The organism is Ruania rhizosphaerae, from assembly GCF_009805705.1.
Lineage (GTDB): Bacteria > Actinomycetota > Actinomycetes > Actinomycetales > Beutenbergiaceae > Ruania > Ruania rhizosphaerae.
On record NZ_VSMB01000002.1, the window covers coordinates 292,716 to 313,125 of the forward strand.

General features: G+C 69.4%; 20 protein-coding genes. 9 read left to right on the top strand and 11 right to left on the bottom strand.

From position 1 onward, the window contains the following. Positions 1-149: 149 nt before the first annotated feature. Entirely contained in the window at positions 150-710 is a 561-nt protein-coding gene (locus FV560_RS04675; protein ID WP_235019930.1) for a GtrA family protein, read from the top strand. A gap of 165 nt (positions 711-875) precedes the next feature. Here FV560_RS04675 and FV560_RS04680 read toward each other — a convergent pair whose 3' ends face one another. From FV560_RS04680 to FV560_RS04705, 6 genes are all read right to left on the bottom strand, one after another. Next, positions 876-2,183: an ATP-binding protein gene (locus FV560_RS04680; RefSeq protein ID WP_338049691.1), complete on the bottom strand. Its 1,308-nt coding sequence runs from the start codon at positions 2,181-2,183 to the stop codon at positions 876-878. Positions 2,184-2,211: 28 nt separating this feature from the next. Next, the gene (locus FV560_RS04685) at positions 2,212-2,895 is read right to left on the bottom strand and encodes a response regulator transcription factor (protein ID WP_159619898.1); all 684 of its coding nucleotides are present in this window, start codon (positions 2,893-2,895) and stop codon (positions 2,212-2,214) included. A gap of 112 nt (positions 2,896-3,007) precedes the next feature. Beyond that, positions 3,008-4,036, bottom strand: a complete 1,029-nt coding sequence (locus tag FV560_RS04690; protein ID WP_159619900.1) for an adenylate/guanylate cyclase domain-containing protein — start codon at positions 4,034-4,036, stop codon at positions 3,008-3,010. Between the two features lie 57 nt (positions 4,037-4,093). Further along, positions 4,094-4,816: a GntR family transcriptional regulator gene (locus tag FV560_RS04695; RefSeq protein ID WP_235019931.1), complete on the bottom strand. Its 723-nt coding sequence runs from the start codon at positions 4,814-4,816 to the stop codon at positions 4,094-4,096. Beyond that, positions 4,813-5,532, bottom strand: a complete 720-nt coding sequence (locus tag FV560_RS04700; RefSeq protein ID WP_159619902.1) for a maleate cis-trans isomerase family protein — start codon at positions 5,530-5,532, stop codon at positions 4,813-4,815. Before FV560_RS04700 ends, FV560_RS04695 begins: the two co-directional genes overlap by 4 nt. Further along, entirely contained in the window at positions 5,529-6,368 is an 840-nt protein-coding gene (locus FV560_RS04705; protein ID WP_159619904.1) for a maleate cis-trans isomerase family protein, read from the bottom strand. The genes FV560_RS04700 and FV560_RS04705 overlap by 4 nt, the downstream gene beginning before the upstream one ends. A gap of 78 nt (positions 6,369-6,446) precedes the next feature. Here FV560_RS04705 and FV560_RS04710 point away from each other — a divergent pair, with 78 nt between their 5' ends. Next, a complete protein-coding gene (locus FV560_RS04710; protein ID WP_200837531.1) occupies positions 6,447-7,427 on the top strand; it encodes a D-2-hydroxyacid dehydrogenase in 981 nt (326 codons plus the stop codon). After that, positions 7,424-8,794, top strand: a complete 1,371-nt coding sequence (locus tag FV560_RS04715; protein ID WP_159619906.1) for an amidase — start codon at positions 7,424-7,426, stop codon at positions 8,792-8,794. The genes FV560_RS04710 and FV560_RS04715 overlap by 4 nt, the downstream gene beginning before the upstream one ends. 117 nt (positions 8,795-8,911) lie before the next feature. Here FV560_RS04715 and FV560_RS04720 read toward each other — a convergent pair whose 3' ends face one another. Together FV560_RS04720 and FV560_RS04725 are read right to left on the bottom strand one after the other, a co-directional pair. Beyond that, entirely contained in the window at positions 8,912-9,406 is a 495-nt protein-coding gene (locus FV560_RS04720) for a DUF3830 family protein (protein WP_159619908.1), read from the bottom strand. 117 nt (positions 9,407-9,523) lie between these two features. Next, a complete protein-coding gene (locus tag FV560_RS04725) occupies positions 9,524-10,771 on the bottom strand; it encodes an aspartate aminotransferase family protein (protein WP_159619910.1) in 1,248 nt (415 codons plus the stop codon). 130 nt (positions 10,772-10,901) lie between these two features. Here FV560_RS04725 and FV560_RS04730 point away from each other — a divergent pair, with 130 nt between their 5' ends. Further along, positions 10,902-12,350 carry an NAD-dependent succinate-semialdehyde dehydrogenase gene (locus tag FV560_RS04730; RefSeq protein ID WP_159619912.1) on the top strand — a complete coding sequence of 483 codons (1,449 nt, stop codon included), beginning with the start codon at positions 10,902-10,904 and terminating at the stop codon, positions 12,348-12,350. Positions 12,351-12,452: 102 nt separating this feature from the next. After that, entirely contained in the window at positions 12,453-13,001 is a 549-nt protein-coding gene (locus tag FV560_RS04735; protein WP_159619914.1) for a type 1 glutamine amidotransferase domain-containing protein, read from the top strand. Between the two features lie 177 nt (positions 13,002-13,178). On the opposite strand, the gene FV560_RS04740 is transcribed toward FV560_RS04735, so the two are convergent. Next, on the bottom strand, positions 13,179-13,964 hold the full coding sequence (locus tag FV560_RS04740) for a biotin--[acetyl-CoA-carboxylase] ligase (protein WP_159619916.1): 786 nt from the start codon (positions 13,962-13,964) through the stop codon (positions 13,179-13,181). A gap of 160 nt (positions 13,965-14,124) precedes the next feature. Continuing rightward, positions 14,125-14,751 (bottom strand): NAD(P)-dependent oxidoreductase, encoded by a 627-nt coding sequence (locus tag FV560_RS04745; RefSeq protein WP_159619918.1) that lies wholly within the window; start codon positions 14,749-14,751, stop codon positions 14,125-14,127. An 86-nt stretch (positions 14,752-14,837) separates the two neighbouring features. Here FV560_RS04745 and FV560_RS04750 point away from each other — a divergent pair, with 86 nt between their 5' ends. The 3 genes from FV560_RS04750 to FV560_RS04760 all read left to right on the top strand — a co-directional run bounded on the left by FV560_RS04750 (position 14,838) and on the right by FV560_RS04760 (position 17,366). Then, complete coding sequence (locus FV560_RS04750) at positions 14,838-15,401, top strand: TetR/AcrR family transcriptional regulator (protein ID WP_159619920.1); 564 nt, start codon at positions 14,838-14,840, stop codon at positions 15,399-15,401. Positions 15,402-15,495: 94 nt separating this feature from the next. After that, complete coding sequence (locus FV560_RS04755) at positions 15,496-17,094, top strand: acyl-CoA carboxylase subunit beta (protein ID WP_159619922.1); 1,599 nt, start codon at positions 15,496-15,498, stop codon at positions 17,092-17,094. Further along, positions 17,091-17,366, top strand: coding sequence for an acyl-CoA carboxylase subunit epsilon (locus tag FV560_RS04760; protein ID WP_159619924.1), 276 nt, complete (start codon positions 17,091-17,093; stop codon positions 17,364-17,366). Before FV560_RS04755 ends, FV560_RS04760 begins: the two co-directional genes overlap by 4 nt. 170 nt (positions 17,367-17,536) lie before the next feature. On the opposite strand, the gene FV560_RS04765 is transcribed toward FV560_RS04760, so the two are convergent. Beyond that, positions 17,537-18,409 (bottom strand): sugar phosphate isomerase/epimerase family protein, encoded by an 873-nt coding sequence (locus tag FV560_RS04765; protein ID WP_159619926.1) that lies wholly within the window; start codon positions 18,407-18,409, stop codon positions 17,537-17,539. Positions 18,410-18,622: 213 nt separating this feature from the next. Between FV560_RS04765 and FV560_RS04770 the strand changes: the two genes are divergently transcribed. After that, on the top strand, positions 18,623-20,350 hold the full coding sequence (locus FV560_RS04770) for a DUF885 domain-containing protein (protein ID WP_159619928.1): 1,728 nt from the start codon (positions 18,623-18,625) through the stop codon (positions 20,348-20,350). Positions 20,351-20,410: the final 60 nt, after the last annotated feature.

Below are 20,410 nucleotides of genomic sequence, written 5' to 3' on the forward strand. Positions count from 1 at the left end.
CGGTGGCGTTCACAGCGCGCGCCGGCGCGGGGCGTCCTTGACCGGAGCGACATGGATGCGTCGTCTGCGGCAGCATCGCACCGCAGGACGCCGAAGCCGCGTCGTTCCGGTCATCCGTTCGGGGTGGACCGGGCGGTTATCCTGGCTGGATGGGCGCCATGAACTCACCCGATGGCGTCTCCGCTCGCGCCCGGACGGCCCAGAAGGCCCTGACGTGGCGCCGGCTGCGTACCTGGATCGGGGAGCTGTTCCGATTCGGGACCGTCGGGCTCATCGCCTTCGTGGTCGACACCGGGCTGATGAACCTCCTGCGGTTCGGACCGGGCGAGATCCTCGCGCACAAGCCACTCACCGCCAAAGTGATCTCGGTCAGCGTGGCCGTGCTGGTCGCATGGTTGGGCAACCGGTACTGGGCCTTCGCCGCCAAGCGCAGCGAGGAAACCCCGGCAGCACGCAGCAAGGAGCTCGTGCAGTTCGCGGTGGTCAACGTGATCGGGATGGCGATCGCCGTCGGCTGCCTGGCGGTCTCGCACTACCTGCTGGGCTTCACCTCACCCCTCGCGGACAACATCTCGGCCAACGGGGTCGGCCTGGTGCTGGGCACCGCGTTCCGCTATGTCGCCTACCGGTACTGGGTGTTCACGGGATCGTCGGCGGCCAGCAGGAGCGCGGCGGAGCGGGGACGTGCGCGTAGCGTCGTGCGCCAGTAGCGCGTTCGAATCCCAGTACGGCATCGGAATCCCGGTGTAGGGAGGCGCATCGGGATTCGAGCACCGCACCGGGATTCCAATACGCCGGTGGCCGGTGCGCGGGTGCTGCGGACGGTGGCGGCCGATGCCCGGACAGCGCGTGGAGCAGTGCGGGACGAGAACCGATCAGCGACGCCTGCGCCGGCGCCCCACCACCACCAGCGACCCGGGCGGCAGGACCTTGTCCGGGTCCAGTCGTTTCGGCACGGCGTTGAGGAAGATCGCGAACACCGGGGGGCGGCGCTGGGCCAGCTCGAGCCGGCCTCCGTCGGCAGTGACGAGGTCGCGCGCGAGCCCGAGTCCGAGCCCGGTGCCCTTGCCGGAGGTGACGTGCCGTTCGAAGATCCGCGGTGCGAGGTCGTCGGCCACGCCGGGTCCCTCGTCGGCAACCTCGATCACCACTCCCGTGTCGGCACCCGACTTCGAGGGCCGCACCCGCACCGAGGTGGTGCCCTCGCCGTACTTGAGGGAGTTCTCCAGCAGCGTCGCCAGCACCTGCGCCAGCGCACCCGGGGTCGCCAGCACCGAGATGTCCTTGGCGTCACCGAATTCAAGGGTCCGACCGACTCGGGCGTAGGTGGGCACCCATTCGTCACGCTGCTGGTCGAAGACCTCGTCCAGGTGCAGCGCCTCGGTGGTGCCGCCGTCAGCCTTTCGGGAGGCTTTCAGCAGGTCGCCGACCACATGGACCAGCCGTTCCACCTGCTCCAGGGAGATGCGCGCCTCCTCCCTGACCTCCTCGTCGTCGCTGAGTAGTTGGATCTCCTCCAACCGCATCGACAGCGCCGTCAACGGGGTGCGCAGCTGGTGGGAGACGTTCGCGGCGAACTGACGCTCGGCAGCGATCCGGCCAGCCAACCGGTCCGAGGTCCGCGCCAGCTCAGCGGCGACGAGATCGATCTCCTCCACCCCAGACGGTTCCAGGCGCGGCCGGACCTGCCCGGAACCGATCTGCTCGGCACTGGCGGCCAGGTAGATCAGCGGTGCCGCCAGCCGCCGGGCCAGGCGCAACGCCACCATGGCTGCCCCCGCGAAGGCCAGCACACTCAGTCCGGTGACGAGGAACACGACCTGCGCTCCCCGCCAGAACAGCAAGGACCCACTGACCTCCAAGACGACCAGCGCACCCGAGGGTGAGGTGCTGGAGGCGGCGAACGTCTCGTCCGAGGGCCCCACGTCCGGACCGGCGATGACCACTTCGCCGTTGGGCATCTCGATCGTGATCCGGGCAGGGGTGCCCGAGTCCTCGTCCACCCACCGGTCCAGGTAGTCCTGGTCCACCGGCGCGTTCAGCCCGATGCGTCCCTCGACCGATCGCGTCACCGACTCGGTCCGCACCTGCAGATTCTGACGGATGCTCTCCTGCTCCTTGAGCGCCCCGAAAATCCCCATCGGAAGTCCGAGGAACATGACGGCGACGGTCACAGCCGCCATCGCGACCGTCAGGACGCGTCGGCGCAGGTCAGCTCACCCCGTCCTCAAACCGGAATCCCATGCCACGGATGGTGGAGATGTAGCGGGGCGCGTTCGCATCGTCGCCGAGCTTGCGGCGCAGCCACGAGACGTGCATGTCGAGGGTCTTGGTCGACCCGTTGGGATCGGAGGCCCACACCTCCCGCATCAGCGTGTCCCGCGAGACGACCGAACCGGCCTCACGCACCAGCACCCGCAGCAGCTCGAACTCCTTGGCCGTCAGCTGCAGCTCGCGCTCACCCTGGAACGCGCGGTGGGCGGCCGCATCCACCCGGACGTCCTGGGCGCCGATCTCCTCCGACTCCACCCCGTCCGCTCCCGCGCGCCGCAGCAGCGCCCGCACCCGTGCGAGCAGTTCAGCCAGCCGGAACGGCTTGGTCACGTAGTCGTCGGCGCCGGCGTCGAGCCCGACCACCAGGTCGACCTCGTCGGCGCGCGCGGTCAGGACCAGGATCGGGGTGGTCATTCCCTGGTTCCGGATCCACCGGGCCACGTCGAGGCCATCCATGTCGGGCAGGCCCAGATCGAGGACGAACAGGTCCGCGTGGCTGGCTTCATCGATCGCCCCACGGCCCGTGCCGTGCACCGACACGTCATACCCCTCACGCGTCAGCGCCCGGGCCAGCGGCTCGGCAATGGCCGGGTCATCTTCTGCTAATAGAACTCGGGTCACAGTGCCATGCTAATGCCATGGCCTGCCCGTCGTGCCAGATCGACCCGGCCGACTTCTCCCTTTCGCCAGGTCAGAGGCCGCCCCGGAGGGCGGACCAGAACTCACCGGTCGTTCACTCCCGACGGCGCACGAGGACCGGGTGCACCTCTCCGAGTCCCGGAACGGCGCGGCCGGCCAAGGGTTCCAGCACCACGCCCTGGGCGGTGGAGTCACCTTCCAGCAATGCCGCAGAGACGTCGTCCATCAGGACGCAGCCCGGATCGGCGATATCGGTCAGCCGAGAGGCGAGATTCACCACCGGTCCGAAGATGTCACCCGAGCGTGACAGGACGCGCCCCCACACCACCGACCCGCGCACCGGCAGGTCCCGTTCGGCCATCGCACCCACCAGCCCCGTCGCGGTGCGCACACCGGTGAGCAGGTCGTCGGCCACGAACAACACCGCATCACCGATGGTCTTGACCACCCGCCCGCCGTGCTGCGCGACGACATCACGCGCCACGGTCTCGAAGTCCTGGACCAGTGTCGTCAACGCGGCCCGGTCCATATCGGCCGCACGCGTGGTGTAGGAGACGATATCGATGAAACCGACAGCCCGTTCCAGCGGAAGCTGCCCCGGATCGGGCGCCTCGTTGCCGAGCAGCGCGACGTCCTTGTCGATCCGCCCGAGCAGCGCCACGAGCTGGCGCCGCCAGGCGTAGTCGAGCTGGTCGCGCAGCATCGGACTCAGTTCGACCAGCCGGTCCAGCACCACCAGCCGAGCACTGACGTCGTCCAGGGAGTAGCGCACGGTGGCGTCCTGCACGAGCGCCTCGACCTGCCACAGCACGAGCCTGTCCATGGAGTGCCCGAGCGCACGCACGAGGTCCTGCGCTGTGGTCAGGCTCATCCCGCCCTCGGTGACGACGTCCACGAGGTCGCGCAATGCGGTCACGTCGGCGTCGGTGAACGGGTGCGCGTCAGCGGGCACGTCGGCGAACCCGAGGGCACGCCAGTAGTTGTGCACGAGGTGCTGGGGTACTTCGGCGGCCGCGGCGAACTCCGCCACAGTCATCGTTCCGGGCCCACCGAGCAAGCGTTCCTCGTGACGACGGAGGGTCGACGGCGCGGCCTCGGGGCTCGGGTCGGTCTCCTCGTTCACACCGCCGAGGGTAGCCGGTCGGGCTGGAGTTCAGCTGGGACCTGAGTCCCGCAGCGCTCAGGAGCCGGCCAGCTTCTCCTGCAGGCGCTGCACGGCGTCGTCCAGGTGATGGCTGATGACGGCGTCCATCGCCTCGGGTGTTCCGGTGCGGATGGTCTCGCGCCACTCCTCGTGCTCGCGTACCTGTTCGGCCAGATCCGGATAGGTGGTCTGCAGCTCGCCGAGGCAGATCCGGGTCTCGACCAGCAGGGTGCGCATCGCCCGGGCCAGCCTCGGGCTGTCCGCGGCGTCGACGAACACCTCGTGGAAGATCTGGTCGGCGTTGGACACGGCGGTGGCGTCCCCGCGATCAGCAGCACGGGCCATCGTCTGCAGCGGGCGACCCAGAGCCCGCCATGCCGCGTCCCGGTCACCGGCGAGGATCAACCGGCCGGCTCCGCGTTCGATCGCGGCCCTGGTGCGGTACACGTCCACCATGTCGGTCAGGGTCAGCTCGGGTACGAAGATCCCGCGATGGCGGACGCTGTGCGCGATCCCCTCGGAGACCAGTCGCTGCAACGCCTCTCGCACGGGTCCGCGGGAGACCTCGAAGCGGGTCGCGATCTCGGCCTCGCCGAGCTGCTCGCCCGGGGCGAGGGTGCCGGCGAGGATCGCCGATCGCAGCTGTTCGGCGATCAGCTCGGCGGTCGACATCCGGTGCGCAGGTGAGGGTTCAGGGAGCATGGTCACCTCGGCCGGCGTCGTCCCGGCGGCCAGTGGTCGAGCCCGGGCAGCGCTCACGCAGCATGGTCGCCTCCGAAGAGCGCCCCGAGCGCCGGGTGCTGAGCCCGCTGGCCCACCAGTCGCAGCCCTTCCCATACCGTCACTTGGTTCGCGGTGAGCACCGGTTTACCCAACCGTTCCTCCAGCATCGGCAACTCACGCAGGGTGTGCATCGCGGTGTCCGGGATCAGCAATGCCTCGGCGTCGGGGTGGTCGTTCACCTCGGCGAGTGCGAGCACCCGCTCACCGCTCAAGCGCCCCACCTCGGCAGCCGTGTCGATCCCGGCGCTGCTGGTGCTGACCACCTCAACCCCGGCAGAGGCGAGGAAATCGACGAACAGGGACGCGACGTCGTCGGGGTAGCTGGCCGCCACGGCCACCTTCCTCACGCCCAGGGCGTGGCAGGCGTGGGTGAAGGCGAAGCTGGTGCTGGAGGCGGGGACGCCCGCTGCCTCGGCGAGCTGACGGACCTGGTGAGCTGCGCCGTCGGGGCGGTAGACGAAGCTGCCGGAGGTGCAGGCCCACACCACGGCCTGCGGGTGATCGGCCGCGAGTTGGTGGGCGCCGGCGGCCAGCCGCTGCGGGCTGCCCAGGTCGAGCAGTTCGGGGACGGCGTGCAGGTCGGTGCCGTAGATGTGGGTCACGGCCAGGTGTACCCCGAGCAGCCCGGCGGCGTAGGGGTAGTCGTCCTCGGCGGCATGGTCGGGGTAGATGAACCCGATGGTGGTGGTCATGGGCGGGGTTCCTGTACGGGTGGTGCCATGTGGTCGGGGCGAGGGACATCCTCGGGTGAGAGGCCGTCGTCGGGGGTCGTGTTTTCTGGTGAAGGCGCGAAGACGGAGCTGAGCCATTGCCCTGGCCCCATCATCGGCAGTCCCATCCGGGCCAGGCAGGCCCAGATGGTCAGCTGGTTCGCGGTGAGCACGGGCTTGCCGAGGCGCCGTTCCAGCGGGTCGATCACATCGTAGGTGGGCAGGTTGGTGCAGGAGACGAACACTGCCTGCGACTCGGGCGCATCGGCGGCCATGATCCGCTCGGCCACCGTGCGGTAGTTGACCTTCCAGATCCCGCCACCCAGGCCCAGGTGGTTGGAGCGGATGACGTCCACACCGAGCTCGGCCAGGTAGGCGTGCAGTCGCAGAGTGAGGGGCTCGTCGTAGGGGGTGATGACGCTGATCCGGCTCAGGTCCAGCGCCCGGATCGCCTCGGCTAGTGCGCCGGAGGTGGTGAGCGCGGCGGGAGCACCCGCCTCCAGGATCGCCTCGACCAGGCTGCGCTCGTAGCCGAGGCCGTGGATGAAGCTGCCGGAGTTGCACAGGTAGGCCACGACTTCGGGCTCGGTGCCCAGTACGTCCTGGGTGGCGCGCCGCAGGTGAGTGCGATCGGAGACCCGCTCGGCCATCTCCAGGCTCACCGGGACCGGCTCGAACGGGGTGCGCGCCAGGTGCAGGCTCACCTCGAGCGGGCACCACCGCCACAGTTCCCGTTCCAGCGCCAGGTCGAACGGCGCGATGATCCCGATGCCACGTTGAGCCAGCGGTCCTTCGAACTCCGCGCCGTCCAGTTCCAATACCGGCCTCCCGAGAACACGAACCCACGCCGGATTCGGATTGTTGACAATAGTACGACCCGCTCATACGTTGTCAATGTGTCTGAGCCAGCCCGCGTCCTCGTCCTGCACGAGGGATCCCAGCCCCGCTCCCCCGGCCTGGATACGGTCTCCGGCCTGGCCGACGTCTCCTTCGCCGACGAGGCCCACCTCGCCGATGCCCTGCCCGGGGCGGAGGTGCTGTACCTGCACCATTTCCTCAGCCATGCGCTCCGCGGGGCCTGGCCGGCGGCCGATGCGCTGCGGTGGGTGCACGTGGCAGCCGCGGGCGTGGACCCGGTGCTCTTCGAGGACCTGATCGCCAGCGACGTGAGGGTGACCAACTCACGCGGCGTGTTCGACGACGCGATCGCCGAGTATGTGCTCGGGCAGATCATCTCCGGCGCCAAGGGGTTCCGGCACTCGTGGGACGCCCAGCGTGAGCACCGGTGGCAGCATCGCGAGTCCGACCGGGTGGCCGGGCAGCGCGTGCTGGTGGTGGGCACCGGTGCCATCGGGCGCTCCATCGCGCGACTGCTGCGCGCGGTGGGGATCGAGGTGCGCGGGGCCGGGCGGCGCGTGATCACCGACGATCCGGACTTCGGGCACGTCACCGACGATCTGCTCGGCGCCCTGCCCGAGTTCGACTGGGTGGTGGCCGTGGCACCGCTGACCGAGAGCACCCGCGGGATGTTCGACGCGCAGGCGTTCGCCGCGATGGGCGAGCATGCGCGGCTGATCAACGTCGGCCGCGGGGAGCTGGTCCGCACCGGTGACCTGGTGCGCGCCCTGGAGGAGGGCGCCATCGCCGGGGCAGTCCTCGATGTGACCGACCCCGAGCCGCTACCCGCCGACCATCCACTGTGGAGCCTGCCTGGCGTGAGCATCAGCGCCCACCAGTCTGGAGACGTGCGAGGCTGGCGGGACGAGCTCGACGCCCTGTTCGCCGACAACCTCGGCAGGTGGCAGCGGGGGGAAGAGTTGCGCAACGTCGTCGATACCGAGCTCGGTTACGTGCCCACCACGAGGAGCCAGACGTGAACCCGAACGAGATGACCGCCGTCGAGCTGGTGACCGCCTACGGCAGCGGCACCCTCAGCCCGGTGGAGGCCACCGAGGCGTGCCTGGAAGCGATCGAGGCACGCAACGACCAGCTGAACGCATACTGCCTGGTCGATGCCGAGAACGCCCTGGCGCAAGCGCGCGAGTCCGAGCAGCGGTGGCACTCCGGCCATGTGCAGGGGCTCCTCGACGGCGTCCCGATCTCCATCAAGGACATCTTCCTCACGAAGGGGTGGCCCACGCTGCGCGGGTCGGCCGCCGTCTCACCGGACCAGCCGTGGGAGGTCGACTCCCCCGTGGCCGCACGGTTGCGGGAGGACGGCATGGTCTTCCTCGGCAAGACCACCACGCCCGAGTTGGCGTGGAAGGCCACTACCGACTCCCCCGCGTTCGGCATCACGCGCAACCCGGTGGACCCGGCGTTGACCGCAGGAGGATCGTCCGGCGGCTCAGCCGCGGCCGTGGCGGCGGGCATGGGGCCGGTCTCCGTGGGGACCGACGGCGGAGGTTCCGTCCGCATCCCAGCCTCGTTCTGCGGGATCGTGGCCCTCAAACCCACGCATGGGCGGATTCCGCTGTACCCGGCAAGTCCGTTCGGGCCGTTGGCGCACGCGGGACCGATGACCCGCACCGTGGACGACGCTGCGCTGTTAATGGACATCCTGGTGCTTCCTGATCACCGCGACCCGACCGCGCTCGCTCCGCCACGGTCGACGTATCGCGGTGAGGTGAACCGGGACGTGGCCGGGCTCGGGGTGGCGTACTCGAAGGACCTCGGATTCGCGCAGGTGGATCCCGAGGTGGCGGCCGTGGTGGACCGGGCCGTGCAAGCACTCGCCGGCGCAGGGCTGGTGGTGACCGAGGCCGACCCGGACATCGAGGACCCGATCGAGGCCTTCGAGTTGCTGTGGGCGGCAGGCGCGGCGACGCTGCTGAACACCATGCCCGGAGCGCGGGAGGGTATCGACCCGGGACTGGGGAAGGTCTGGGACGCGGGCCTCGACGCCACCGCGGTGCAGTTCCTGCAGGCGCGGGCAGTGGCGGCCGAGCTGGGGATCCGGATGGGCGCCTTCCACCGCACCCACAACGTGCTGATCACCCCCACCATGCCCATCGCGGCGTTCGAGGCCGGGCACAACGTTCCCCCGGGTAGCGACCTGACCAGCTGGCCGCAATGGACGCCGTTCACGTACCCGTTCAACATGACTCAGCAACCGGCGATCTCCATCCCGTGCGGGACGACGTCGGCCGGGCTGCCGGTGGGACTCCAGATCGTCGGACCGCGCCACTCCGATGATCTGGTGCTCGCAGTGGCGAGATTCGCGGAGCGGGTGCTGGCGGGCTGAGCGCCAGCCCACCCAGGGCTAACCGGCCCATAACGCCGAGCCACCCCACCCAGAGCGCCGAACGCTGAGTTGTTCGGCGTTGATGCGCTCGACGCCGAACAACTCAGCGTTCGGCACTCACTCCCGGGCGAAGCTGAGACTCTCGCCCTCGACCCCGCGCAACCATAGGTCGTTACAGGCGGCGGCGATCTCCTCCAGGCCGTCGGTGATGGTGGCGAAGACGTTGCCGGGCACCCACCCCATGTCGCCGTTGATGAGCAGGTTGTTGCGACCGTAGAAGATGGCGAGGTCGGTGGCCCCCTGCTCGGCGTGCGCGGCGGACCCGGTCTCGTACCCATAGGCGGGGTTGCCGATCTCCCAGGGTTCGAAGTCGAAGAGGCAGACGTCCCCGGGAATCGGGGTGACGGTCGGGTTCTCCCGGTGCGGAGCCGCCGTCAGACGAGGGACGAGCGTGTACACCTCGTTGCGGGCGTACTTGGCGTGCAGTGCTGCACCGGATTGCGGCAGCGCCTCCCACACGGCAGCGCACGAGCCGGGCGCTTCGTCCTCGAGGAGCCGCGCGCGGCAGGTGACCCCGCGGGAGTCGAGGGTGATGGTGATGTAGCGAGCCATGGCGATTCCTTCGCAGTCAGCCGGATCGGACGCTGGACGAAATCGACGGTCATACTGCCACAGCGTGGCTATAGGGCCCTCGTTGGCAGTATGTCCGTCGATTTCATCCTCGTAGAGCTACACGGCGGCGAGCACCTCGCGCCAGATGGCCAGCGCGTCCTCCACCTGCTCGGCGGTGACCACCAGCGGCGGGATCATCCGCACCACGTTCATGTGCGCCCCGCAGGTGAGCAGCAGCAGCCCCTTCTCGGCCGCGAGCTTCTGCGCCGCCGACGCACGCGCGGTGTCAGGCTTGCCATCGGTGGTGAACTCCGAGCCGACCAGCAGGCCGAGCCCACGCACATCCCCGACGGCGGAGGTCGCCGCCGCGCGTGCACCCTGCAGCAACTGGGTGCCCCGCTCGGCCGCATTGCCCACGAGGTTCTCGTTCTCGATCACTTCCAACGTGGCCACCGCGGCGGCACAGGCCACGGCATTACCACCGTAGGTGCCACCCTGGGAGCCCGGCCACGCCTTGGCCATCAGCTCCCGCGACGCCGCGATCCCCGAGATCGGGAAGCCACTCGCCAGTCCCTTCGCCATGGTGATCACGTCCGGGACCACGTCGAAGTGCTGGTGACCGAAGTACTTCCCAGTACGTCCGAAGCCGGTCTGGATCTCATCCATCACCAGCAGGATGCCGTGCTCGTCGGCCCGCTCGCGCAGCCCGGCGAAGAACCGGGTGTTGCCGGGGATGTAGCCCCCCTCGCCGAGCACCGGCTCCACGATGAACGCTGCCGTCTCGGCCGGCGAGGTGAGCGTAGCGAAGATGTAGTCCAGCTCCTGCAGGGCGAAATCGGTGGCCTCCTCCTCGCTCCAGCCGTACCGGTAGGCGGTCGGGAAGGGAGCGACGTGCACGCCACCCATGAGCGGGGAGATTCCGGCGGAGAACCGGGTGCCCGAGGTGGTCATGGTGGCGGTGGCCACGGTCCGGCCATGGAAGCCGCCGTGGAAGACGATCACGTTCGGCCGGCCGGTGGCCTGACGCGCCAGCCGGAGCGAGGCCTCGACCGCTTCGCTGCCGGAGTTTGCGTAGAAGACCGAGTCCAGCCCCTCCGGCAGCACGGTCCCGAGCTTCTCGGTGAGCGCGAGCATCGGCTTATGCATCACGGTCGTGTACTGGCCGTGGATGAGCGAGCCGACTTGCGCCTGCGCGGCGGCGACCACGTGCGGGTGGCAGTGGCCGGTGCTGGTGACGCCGATCCCGGCGGTGAAGTCGAGGAAGCGGCGGCCGTCGGTGTCGTAGAGGTAGGAGCCCTCGCCGTGGTCGACGAGCACCGGGGTGGCCTGCTTGAGCAGGGGGGAAAGCTGGGTCTGGTGAGTCACAGGTCCTCCTCGGGGCGGTCGAGCACCCGATCGGCATTGTCGGATTGTCTACAATTGATAGCATCTGTGAGTCAGGATTCCTACCCCTCGGACCGAACGAGTCCGACGACGCCGATCGAGAGCCGCAGCGATGACACCCACCGAAGCGATCGCCTCCGTCCCCACCGACCTGTTCATCGCCGGCTCCTGGCGCACCGCCGGGCGCACCATGGCGGTGGAGAACCCCGCCACCGGGGAGGTGCTCACCCAGGTGGCCGACGCCGATCCGGACGAAGCGATGGCTGCGCTGGACGCCGCAGCCGCGGCGCAGGCGGACTGGGCGCGCACCCCGGCCCGCGCCCGCAGCGAGATCCTCTACCGGGCGTTCGAACTGCTGCACGCCGAGGTCGACCGGCTCGCACTGATCATGACGCTGGAGATGGGCAAGCCGCTCGCCGAGTCGAAGGGGGAGATCGCCTACGCCGCTGAGTTCTTCCGCTGGTTCGCCGAGGAGGCGGTGCGCATCGACGGCGGGCACATGCGCGCTCCTGCCGGCGGCGCTCGCTTCCTCGTCAGCAAGCAGCCGGTGGGTCCGTGCGTGCTGATCACACCGTGGAACTTCCCGATGGCGATGGGCACGCGCAAGATCGGCCCGGCGATCGCGGCCGGCTGCACAAGCGTGATCAAGCCGGCCGAGGCCACGCCGCTCAGCACGCTCGCGCTCGCCGAGATCCTGCAGCGAGCCGGACTGCCCGACGGCGTGGTGAACGTCGTCACCACCTCCCGGGCGGACGATGCGATGAGCCCGCTGATCCTCGACCCGCGCTCGCGCAAGCTCTCCTTCACGGGATCGACCGGTGTGGGCAAGCACCTGCTGCAGTTGGCAGCGCAGACGGTGATGCGCACCTCCATGGAGCTCGGCGGAAATGCTCCGCTGATCGTCTTCGACGACGCCGACATGGACACCGCCGTGGCAGGAACGATCGCCGCGAAGCTGCGCAACATCGGTCAGGCGTGCACGGCCGCCAACCGGATCTTCGTGCACGCCTCGGTGGCGGAGGAGTTCACCCGGCGCATCACCGAGGAGATGGCCTCGCGTCAGATGGGCTCCGGGCTGGAGGAAGGGGTGACGATCGGCCCCCTCATCGACGATAAGGCCGTCGAGAAGGTCAGCGGTCTCGTACGATCAGCCGCCGACGGCGGAGCTCGGGTCCTGCTCGGAGGCGTCCCCGAGCCGGGGCCGGGTCACTTCTTCCCGGCCACCGTCGTCACGGACGTCCCGGAGGGGTCCGAGCTGGGCAGCACCGAGATCTTCGGACCTGTCGCCGCGATCAGCACGTTCACTGACGAGGACGACGTCATCGCGCGTGCGAACAACACCCCTCACGGGCTGGTCTCCTACGTGTTCACCGAGTCGCTGCGACGTGGGCTGCGGGTCTGCGATGCGTTGGAGACCGGCATGGTCGGTCTCAACCAGGGTGTGGTATCCAATCCGGCTGCCCCGTTCGGCGGGATGAAGGAGTCCGGGCTGGGCCGCGAGGGTGGACTCACGGGGATCGAGGAGTTCCTGGACACCAAGTACATCGGAATCGCCGACTGATCTGTCGACTATCTCACCCGGCGCCTGGCCGGCAGGCGCCCGGGGTACGGGTGTGTTTACGGTAGGAGTGCACCACTTCCGATGTGAAGAAGGAGCACCATCATGGCTGACCTGACCGGCAAGACCGTCGCCTTCCTGCTCACCGACGGATACGAGGACAGCGAACTGACCAGCCCGTGGCAGGCGGTCACCCGCGCAGGGGCGAAGGCTGTGCTCGTGTCGCCCCGAGCGGGGCGGGTCGGCGGGAAGAAGGGACACTCACAAGCCGTGGACGTCCCCGTGGCCGAGGCGGACGTCTCCGCCTATGACGCGCTGATGCTGCCCGGCGGCACCGCCAACGCCGACGCGCTGAGGATGAACGGCGATGCCGTGGCCTTCACCCGGAGCTTCTTCACCGAGCACAAGCCGGTCGGCGTGATCTGTCATGGCGCCTGGATCCTGGCCGATGCCGATGTGCTCTCGGGACGCACCCTCACCTCGTTCCCGAGCCTGCGCACCGACCTGCGCAACGCCGGTGCCACCTGGGTGGACGAGGAGGTCGTCGTCGACGAGGGCCTGGTCTCAAGCAGGACACCTGCAGACCTGCCGGCATTCAACGACACGTTCGTCGAGGAGGTCATGGAGGGCAAGCACGCGGGTCAGACGGGCTGACGCCTCTGCCCAGATCCGGCGCACTCCCAACCCCGTCTCACGTGCGGGGAGCTCCGTGCCACCGTGCGGGGAGCTCCGTGCCACGTGAGAGCCCCGGGTCACGTGCGGGAGCCGGCGGCGAGGCGAGCGCCATGTCGCTCGCGCTCATGCGTCGCTCATGCTGGACCCGGACATCACTCACGCTGGGCGTACGTGAGCCACATCCCCGGCGTGCACCACACTCTCCTCACTGCCGGTACGCACACGCAACGCACCGTCGCCGGCCAGATCGACAGCTTCACCCTCGATCACCTCACCCCCGGGCAGGGTGACCCGCACGTGGGTACCGAGGGTGAGGCAGGCCGGCGCCACGATCGACGTCGGGTCCTCGCCTGCTTCCCACGCCGCGATCAAGTCCGAGAGACGGCTGTGGATGGCCCGCGCCAGGTCCTCTGGTGTGGTCCGCACGCCGAGCTCGGCGACCGAACCTGCCCATGGCACGGGCAACTCGTCACCGTCCAGGTTGATCCCGATCCCGACCACCACCCCCGACCGATCCGGCAGGATCTCGGCAAGCAGACCGCCAACCTTGCGCAGGCACCCCCATTCGGGGAGCACCTCGGTACCGCCGAGGTGAACGACGTCGTTGGGCCACTTCAGACCGCAGGCCACCTCGTGCGGGGGAGCTGCGCCGTCGGGCTGGAGCTCGTGCAAGGCCTGGACCACGGCGACCCCCGCCAGCAGCGGCAGCCAACCCCAGCGTTCGGTGGGCACAGCCGGGCGAAGCAGGACGGAGAAGGTCAGGGCCGCGTGGGCATCGGTCGTCCATGCGCGCCCTGCACGCCCGCGGCCGGACACCTGCCGGCGGGCGAGCAGAACCGACCGGTCGGGCCAGTCGTCCGGATCGGCGGCCACGCGGGCCAAGAGCTCGGTACTGGTCGAGCCGACCTCGTCGAGGCTCTCCCATCGGGGCTGGACGTGCATGCACCCAGACTGCCACCAGCCCTGCTCGCCCGCTCGCCGGTCTCACGGCTGCACCAGGCCCCCAGGGGCCGATTATTCGACCCCTGAACGCTCCAGGGGGCGAACAATCGGCCCCTGGGAGCGGTGCGCGGCAGATGGGCGGGGCGAGCTACTCGCTAGTTCAGGCCGCGACGGACACGACCTTGCGCACCGCCGTCTGGTCCACCAGCAGATCGCAGAGCGCCACGGCAAGATCGCTGCGCCGGATCGAGTAGCGCCACCGCACGTTGCCGTCGCGCCGCTGGTGATAGGACCCGCGCGCCGTACCGTCGCGCAACATCGGTGGCCGCACGATGGTCCAGGCGAGGCCGGCCTCCCGCACGAGTCGCTCGGTCTCAGCGAACGCCGCGTTCTCCTCCCGCAGCACCCGAGCGAGGATCGGCTTGGCGAGGTACCGGCCGAGCGGGTCGTCGCCGTCCACGAGCCATCCGCTCGCGGAGACGACCACGCATCGGTGAACGCCAGCACTGGCGGCTGCGTGGAGCACCGCCTCGGTGATCGCCGACTGCACCTGGACGTCCTCGCCCTTGACCGGGCCCACACACGAGATGACGGCCTCCACGCCGGCGAATGCGGCCGCGAGCGCCTCTGCGTCGCGCCCGTCCGTAACCGCCACCTGATCCGGTCGCAGATCACCGAGACGTTCGCGGTCACGCACGACGGCGGTCACGCGATGCCCTCGTTCCTGCGCCTCGCGCACCACTTCCGTTCCCGTGCGACCACTGGCTCCGACGACGGCGACTCTCATTGTGCCCTCCTTGGGGTTAGTAAGTATTCACTCACCCCTAGACTGGGGCGACGCACAGCGGAAGTCAAGAGTGAGGAGCGGCACCCATGAGCGCACGAGATCGGATCCTCGATGCAGCCGCGACCGTGCTGCGCGAACAGGGCATCGCTCACGCCACCACCAAAGAGATCGCCCGCGCCGCGGGGTGCTCCGAGGCCCTGCTCTACAAGCACTTCGCCGGCAAGCACGAACTGTTCCTCGGGGTCCTGTCCGAGCGCTCGCCGCGACTGGCTCGGCCCGACGAGCTCGTCGGCACACGCACAGTGCCGGAGAACCTGGCGACGCTCGTGGCCAGGCTCATGGAGTTCTACGTCCAGTCCTTCCCGATGTCGGCGTCGATCCTCGGCGCACCCGAGCTGCTCGCAGCGCATCGCCAAGGCCTGCGTCGTCTCGGTGCGGGCCCCGCTGCCCCGGCCCATCAGGTGCAGTCCTACCTCGACGCCGAGGCAGCACTGGGGCGCGTGGGTCCCGATGCCGACACCACCGCCATGGCGCGCACTCTCACCGGCGCTGCACTCTTCGAGGCCTTTCTCGCGGTGTACGAGGGCCGGGACGAGGTGCCGGACACCGCCGAGCACGCCCGGGCGGCGGTGGCATCCATCCGGCTCTGATGGATCCGGGTTGTGTATCCCCTACAAATCTGACACGCCCACGCGGGACCCTGGCGTCACCCACTTGGCGACGAGGCACAACTAGAGTGCTGGGGTGAGCACATCCGAGACTTCCGTCGACACGTCCACCACGGCCGGCAAACTCGCCGACCTGGACCGCCGCCGGGCCGAGGGCCCGCAGCGCCTGGCCGAGATCGCCGTCGAGAAGCAGGGCGCCCGCGGGAAGAAGTCCGCGCGCGACCGCATCGACGCCCTGCTGGACGAGGACAGCTTCACCGAGCTGGACGCCTTCGCCACCCACCGCTCCACCAACTTCGGCCTCGAGGCGAAGAAGATCTCCGGTGACGGCGTGGTGGTTGGCTACGGCACGATCGACGGACGACAGGTGTGCGTGTACGCCCAGGACTTCACCGTCTTCGGGGGATCGCTCGGTGAGGTGCACGGCGAGAAGATCACCAAGGTGATGGACCTGGCGATGCGCACCGGCGTGCCGCTGATCGGCATCAGCGACGGTGGCGGCGCCCGCATCCAGGAAGGCGTGGCAGCACTGACGCAGTTCGCCGAGATCTTCCGCCGCAACGTGGCCGCCTCCGGGGTGATCCCACAGATCTCCCTGATCCTCGGGCCGAGCGCCGGTGGTGCGGTGTACTCCCCCGCGCTCACCGACTTCATCATCATGGCCGACCAGACCTCCAACATGTTCATCACCGGCCCGGACGTGATCCGCTCGGTGACGGGCGAAGACGTCGGCTTCGAGGAACTGGGCGGGGGGCGCACCCACAACGAGCGTTCCGGCGTGGCGCACTACCTGGCCGCGGACGAGGACGACGCCTTCGACTACGCCAAGGCACTCCTGCACTACCTGCCCACGAACAACCTCACCGACCCCGAGACCTTCGACGCACCGGCCGACCTCGAACCCACCGAGGAGGACGAGGCACTCGACACCCTCGTCCCGGACTCGGACAACCAGCCCTACGACATGCACACCGTCATCGAGACCGTGCTCGACGACGGCGAGTTCCTCGAGGTGCAGGCACTCTTCGCGAAGAACGTGGTGGTCGGATTCGGGCACGTCGAAGGCCACCCGGTGGGTGTGGTGGCCAACCAGCCGCTCGCGATGGCAGGCACGCTGGACATCGCCGCCGCCGAGAAGGCGGCCCGGTTCGTGCGCACCTGCGACGCCTTCAACATCCCAGTGCTGACGTTCGTGGACGTGCCCGGCTTCCTGCCCGGCACCGACCAGGAGTGGAACGGCATCATCCGCCGCGGCGCCAAGCTGATCTACGCCTACGCCGAGGCCACCGTGCCACTCATCACCGTGATCACCCGCAAGGCCTATGGCGGTGCCTATATCGTGATGGCATCCAAGCAGCTCGGCGCCGACCTGAACCTCGCCTGGCCAACCGCACAGATCGCCGTCATGGGGGCCAGCGGGGCGGTGAACATCCTGCAGCGGCGCACGCTCAAGGAGGTCGCCGAGAACGGTGGCGACGTCGAGGCCGAGCGCACCCGCCTGATCGACGAGTACACCGATGCCATCGTCAACCCGTGGGACGCTGCCCAACGAGGGTACGTCGATGGCGTCATCCGCCCCTCGGAGACGCGCGCGCAGATCGTCAAGGGGCTGCGGGCGCTGCGCACCAAGCGGGCGTCGCTGCCGGTGAAGAAGCACGGGAACATCCCGCTATGACCGGGCAGAACGGACGGAGCAACGGCAACGGTCACTACGCCGGGATCGGGGAGATTCCCTCAGACCTGGTGCGCGTGATCAAGGGCGATCCGGACGAGGCCGAGCTCGCGGCACTGGTCGCCGGGATCGTGGCAGCCCGGGCGGCAGCCGCCGCGCACGAGGAGATCGACGACGGCGCCCACACCTCGCTGTGGAGCGACCGGGCCCATCAGCTCGGCCACCCGGCCCGCCCGGGGCGTGGCTCGTGGCGCTGGAGCGCCCTGCCTCGCTGACCCGCCGCCGACCCACACCGGTAGGCGCCACCCGTCGTCGCACTCACGCCGCTACACCGACAACAACTGGCACCCACCGACACCCGCCACCCCGGTAGGCGCCATCAATCGTCGCGACAACTCCGCGATACCGACGACGCCTGGCACCTACCCAGCAGGCATCTACCGGCTCAGAACATCTCGGCGAACCCGAGTTCGACGAGCCGCTCGCGGGACATGGTCAGCGAGTCGAACGGGTCCCGGCCGTAGGTGGCGTCCTGCTCGATGAGCAGATGCGCCGCACCGGCATCGATTCCTGCCCGCACGATCGCTGCCCAGTCGAGTGTCCCCTGCCCGACCTCGGCGAACTGCACGGGCTGTGTGAGGTGCTGTTGCACAGCCGAACGGTCACCGTCTGCGAGCGCCTCGAACGCCTCGGCCGGGGGAAGGCTCACCCGGAAGTCCTTCAGGTGCACCAGGTCGACCGACCCCGCGAGCCGCTCGAGCGTGCGAACGGGGTCGTGCCCGCCGCGCTGCACCCAATAGACGTCGACCTCGAGCCACAGGTTCGGTGCCTCGGTGCGGATGGTCTCCAGCACCTCCCGGTGACCGAGCCGAGCGAACTCGATGTGGTGGTTGTGGTAGGACAGCCGGATGCCGTCATCGGCGAGCCGGCGGGCCATCTCGTCGGCGTCGCGGCAGAAGCTGAGGAGTGCCTGCTCATCACGCAACGCAGGAAACGGCATCATCCCGATCCGGATCCGTTCGCATCCGAGGCGCCGGGCTGAGGCCACGAGGTGGTCGTAGTCGCTCAGCAGGGACGGGTTGGCACCGCCGCCGGCCTCCATGGTGCCCGACAGCGCCGCATAGCTCAGGCCGAGCTCGTCCCGACCGCGGGCGAAACTGTCCAGGTTCTCGCTGGTGAGCGGCACCTGGGAGACCTCGATGTTCGGCAGCCCGATCTCGCTGAGCCGTTGCAACACCGCAGGCAAGCCGAGCTCGTCCACCTCCTGCCGCACGGTCATGAGCTGAACGCCGATCCTGGCTGGAGTGTGAGCAGTCATACGCCCATCTCTACCGGTGGCGAGGTACTGGGGGAAGTGGTTGCCCTCTGTTGCCGACGGCCGAGCACCACCGCCCCCGCTTCACCACCGGCCCAGCCACCGCACTGACCGCACTGACCGGATCGACACAGGCGTGTGAGCTCCCGCACCATGCTGCCGCAGACCGACGTATTCCGGTCGATCCGGCCAGCGTCCGACCGGTAGCGTGCCCGCATGACCGGCACCCCCGCCCCCGAGTCCCACCCAGACACCGCGGCCCACCCAGGCACCGCGGCCCGCCCGCGCACCGCGACCGACGATGTCGCCGACGCCTACGTCCGCACGCTCGCCGACCTCAGTCCGATGTTCGCCACCGAGGCCGGCCTCCCCGGCCGCGAGGACGCTCTCGACGACCACTCCCCCGAAGGCCTCGCCGCATTCACCCAGGCTGCACGCGAGACGCTCACTGCCCTGGACGCAGCCACCCCCGCTGACGAGGTGGACCGGGTGACCCAGCACGCGATGCGGGAGCGGCTGGGACTGGAGATCGAGCTGGCCGAAGCGGGTGAGGACTTCGCGGACCTGAACGTGATCGCCTCCCCGGTGCAGACGATCCGCGAGGTCTTCGACCTCATGCCCACCGACTCCGCCGAGGCGTGGGCAACGATCGCCGCCCGGATGCAGGCGGTGCCAGGCGCGATCGACGGCTATGTGGAGTCCCTTCGCCACGGCGCTTCCCAGGGCCGGGTGGCTGCGATCCGCCAGGTGGAAGCGTGTATCACCGAGGCCGACGGGCTCGCCGGGGCGGAGGGGTTCTGGCAACAGCTGGCCGACGGCGCACGCATCGATGGCCAAGCACCTCCCGATGAGGTCGTGGCCGCCCTGGCGCAAGGAGCCGCGGCAGCTCGCGCAGGCTACGCCGCCTTGGCGGATGCCCTCCGGGAGCTGGCTCCGCTTGCCCCGGTGAGGGACGCCGTCGGGAGGGAGCGGTACGAGCGGTTCTCCCGGACGTTCGTGGGCGCCGAGGTGGACCTCGACGAGACCTATGAATGGGGCCTGGCTGAGCTGGAGTCGATCGTCGCCGAGCAGCAGGTGCTCGCGGAGAAGATCAGCGGGCCGGGAGCGAGTATCGAGCAGGCCATGGCCGAGCTGGACGCTGATCCGGATCGCACCCTGCACGGCACCGAGGCGCTGCGGGAGTGGATGCAGACCACCGCCGACGAGGCAGTGGCCGCCCTGGCCGGAACCCAGTTCGACATCCCGGACCCGGTGCGCACCATCGAATGCTGCATCGCACCCACCGAGAGCGGCGGCATCTACTACACGCCACCGAGCAGCGACTTCTCCCGCCCGGGGCGGATGTGGTGGGCGGTGCCGTCGGGAGTAACGGAGTTCGCCACCTGGCGGGAGAAGACGACCGTTTATCACGAGGGGGTACCCGGCCATCACCTGCAGGTCGGGCAGACCATCTATCGCGCGGAGACCCTCAACGACTGGCGGCGGATGGCCTGCTGGGTGAGCGGCCACGGCGAGGGATGGGCGCTCTACGCGGAACGGCTCATGCAGGACCTCGGCTTCCTGGACGACCCGGCCGATGCGATCGGGATGCTGGACGGGCAGCGGCTGCGCGCCGCCCGCGTGGTCATCGATATCGGCGTGCACCTGGGAAAGCCGTGCCCGCCGCAGTGGGGCGGCGGGACCTGGGATGCCGAGAAGGCCTGGCCGTTCCTGGACGCCAACGTGAACATGCCCGAGGGGTTCAAGCGGTTCGAGCTGAACCGCTACCTCGGTTGGCCCGGGCAGGCGCCGTCGTACAAGGTGGGCCAGCGGCTGTGGGAGCAGCTGCGCGAGGAGACCCGCACCCAGGAGGGAGCCGAATTCGACCTGGCACGCTTCCACCGGCGCGCCCTGGATGTGGGGTCGGTGGGACTGGACACCTTGCGGATGGCGCTGCTCGGCTGAGTTGCGGCCGGGGCACCGCGCCTGGTGCCCCGGCCCTCGTAGCGCGACCACGGTCGTCGC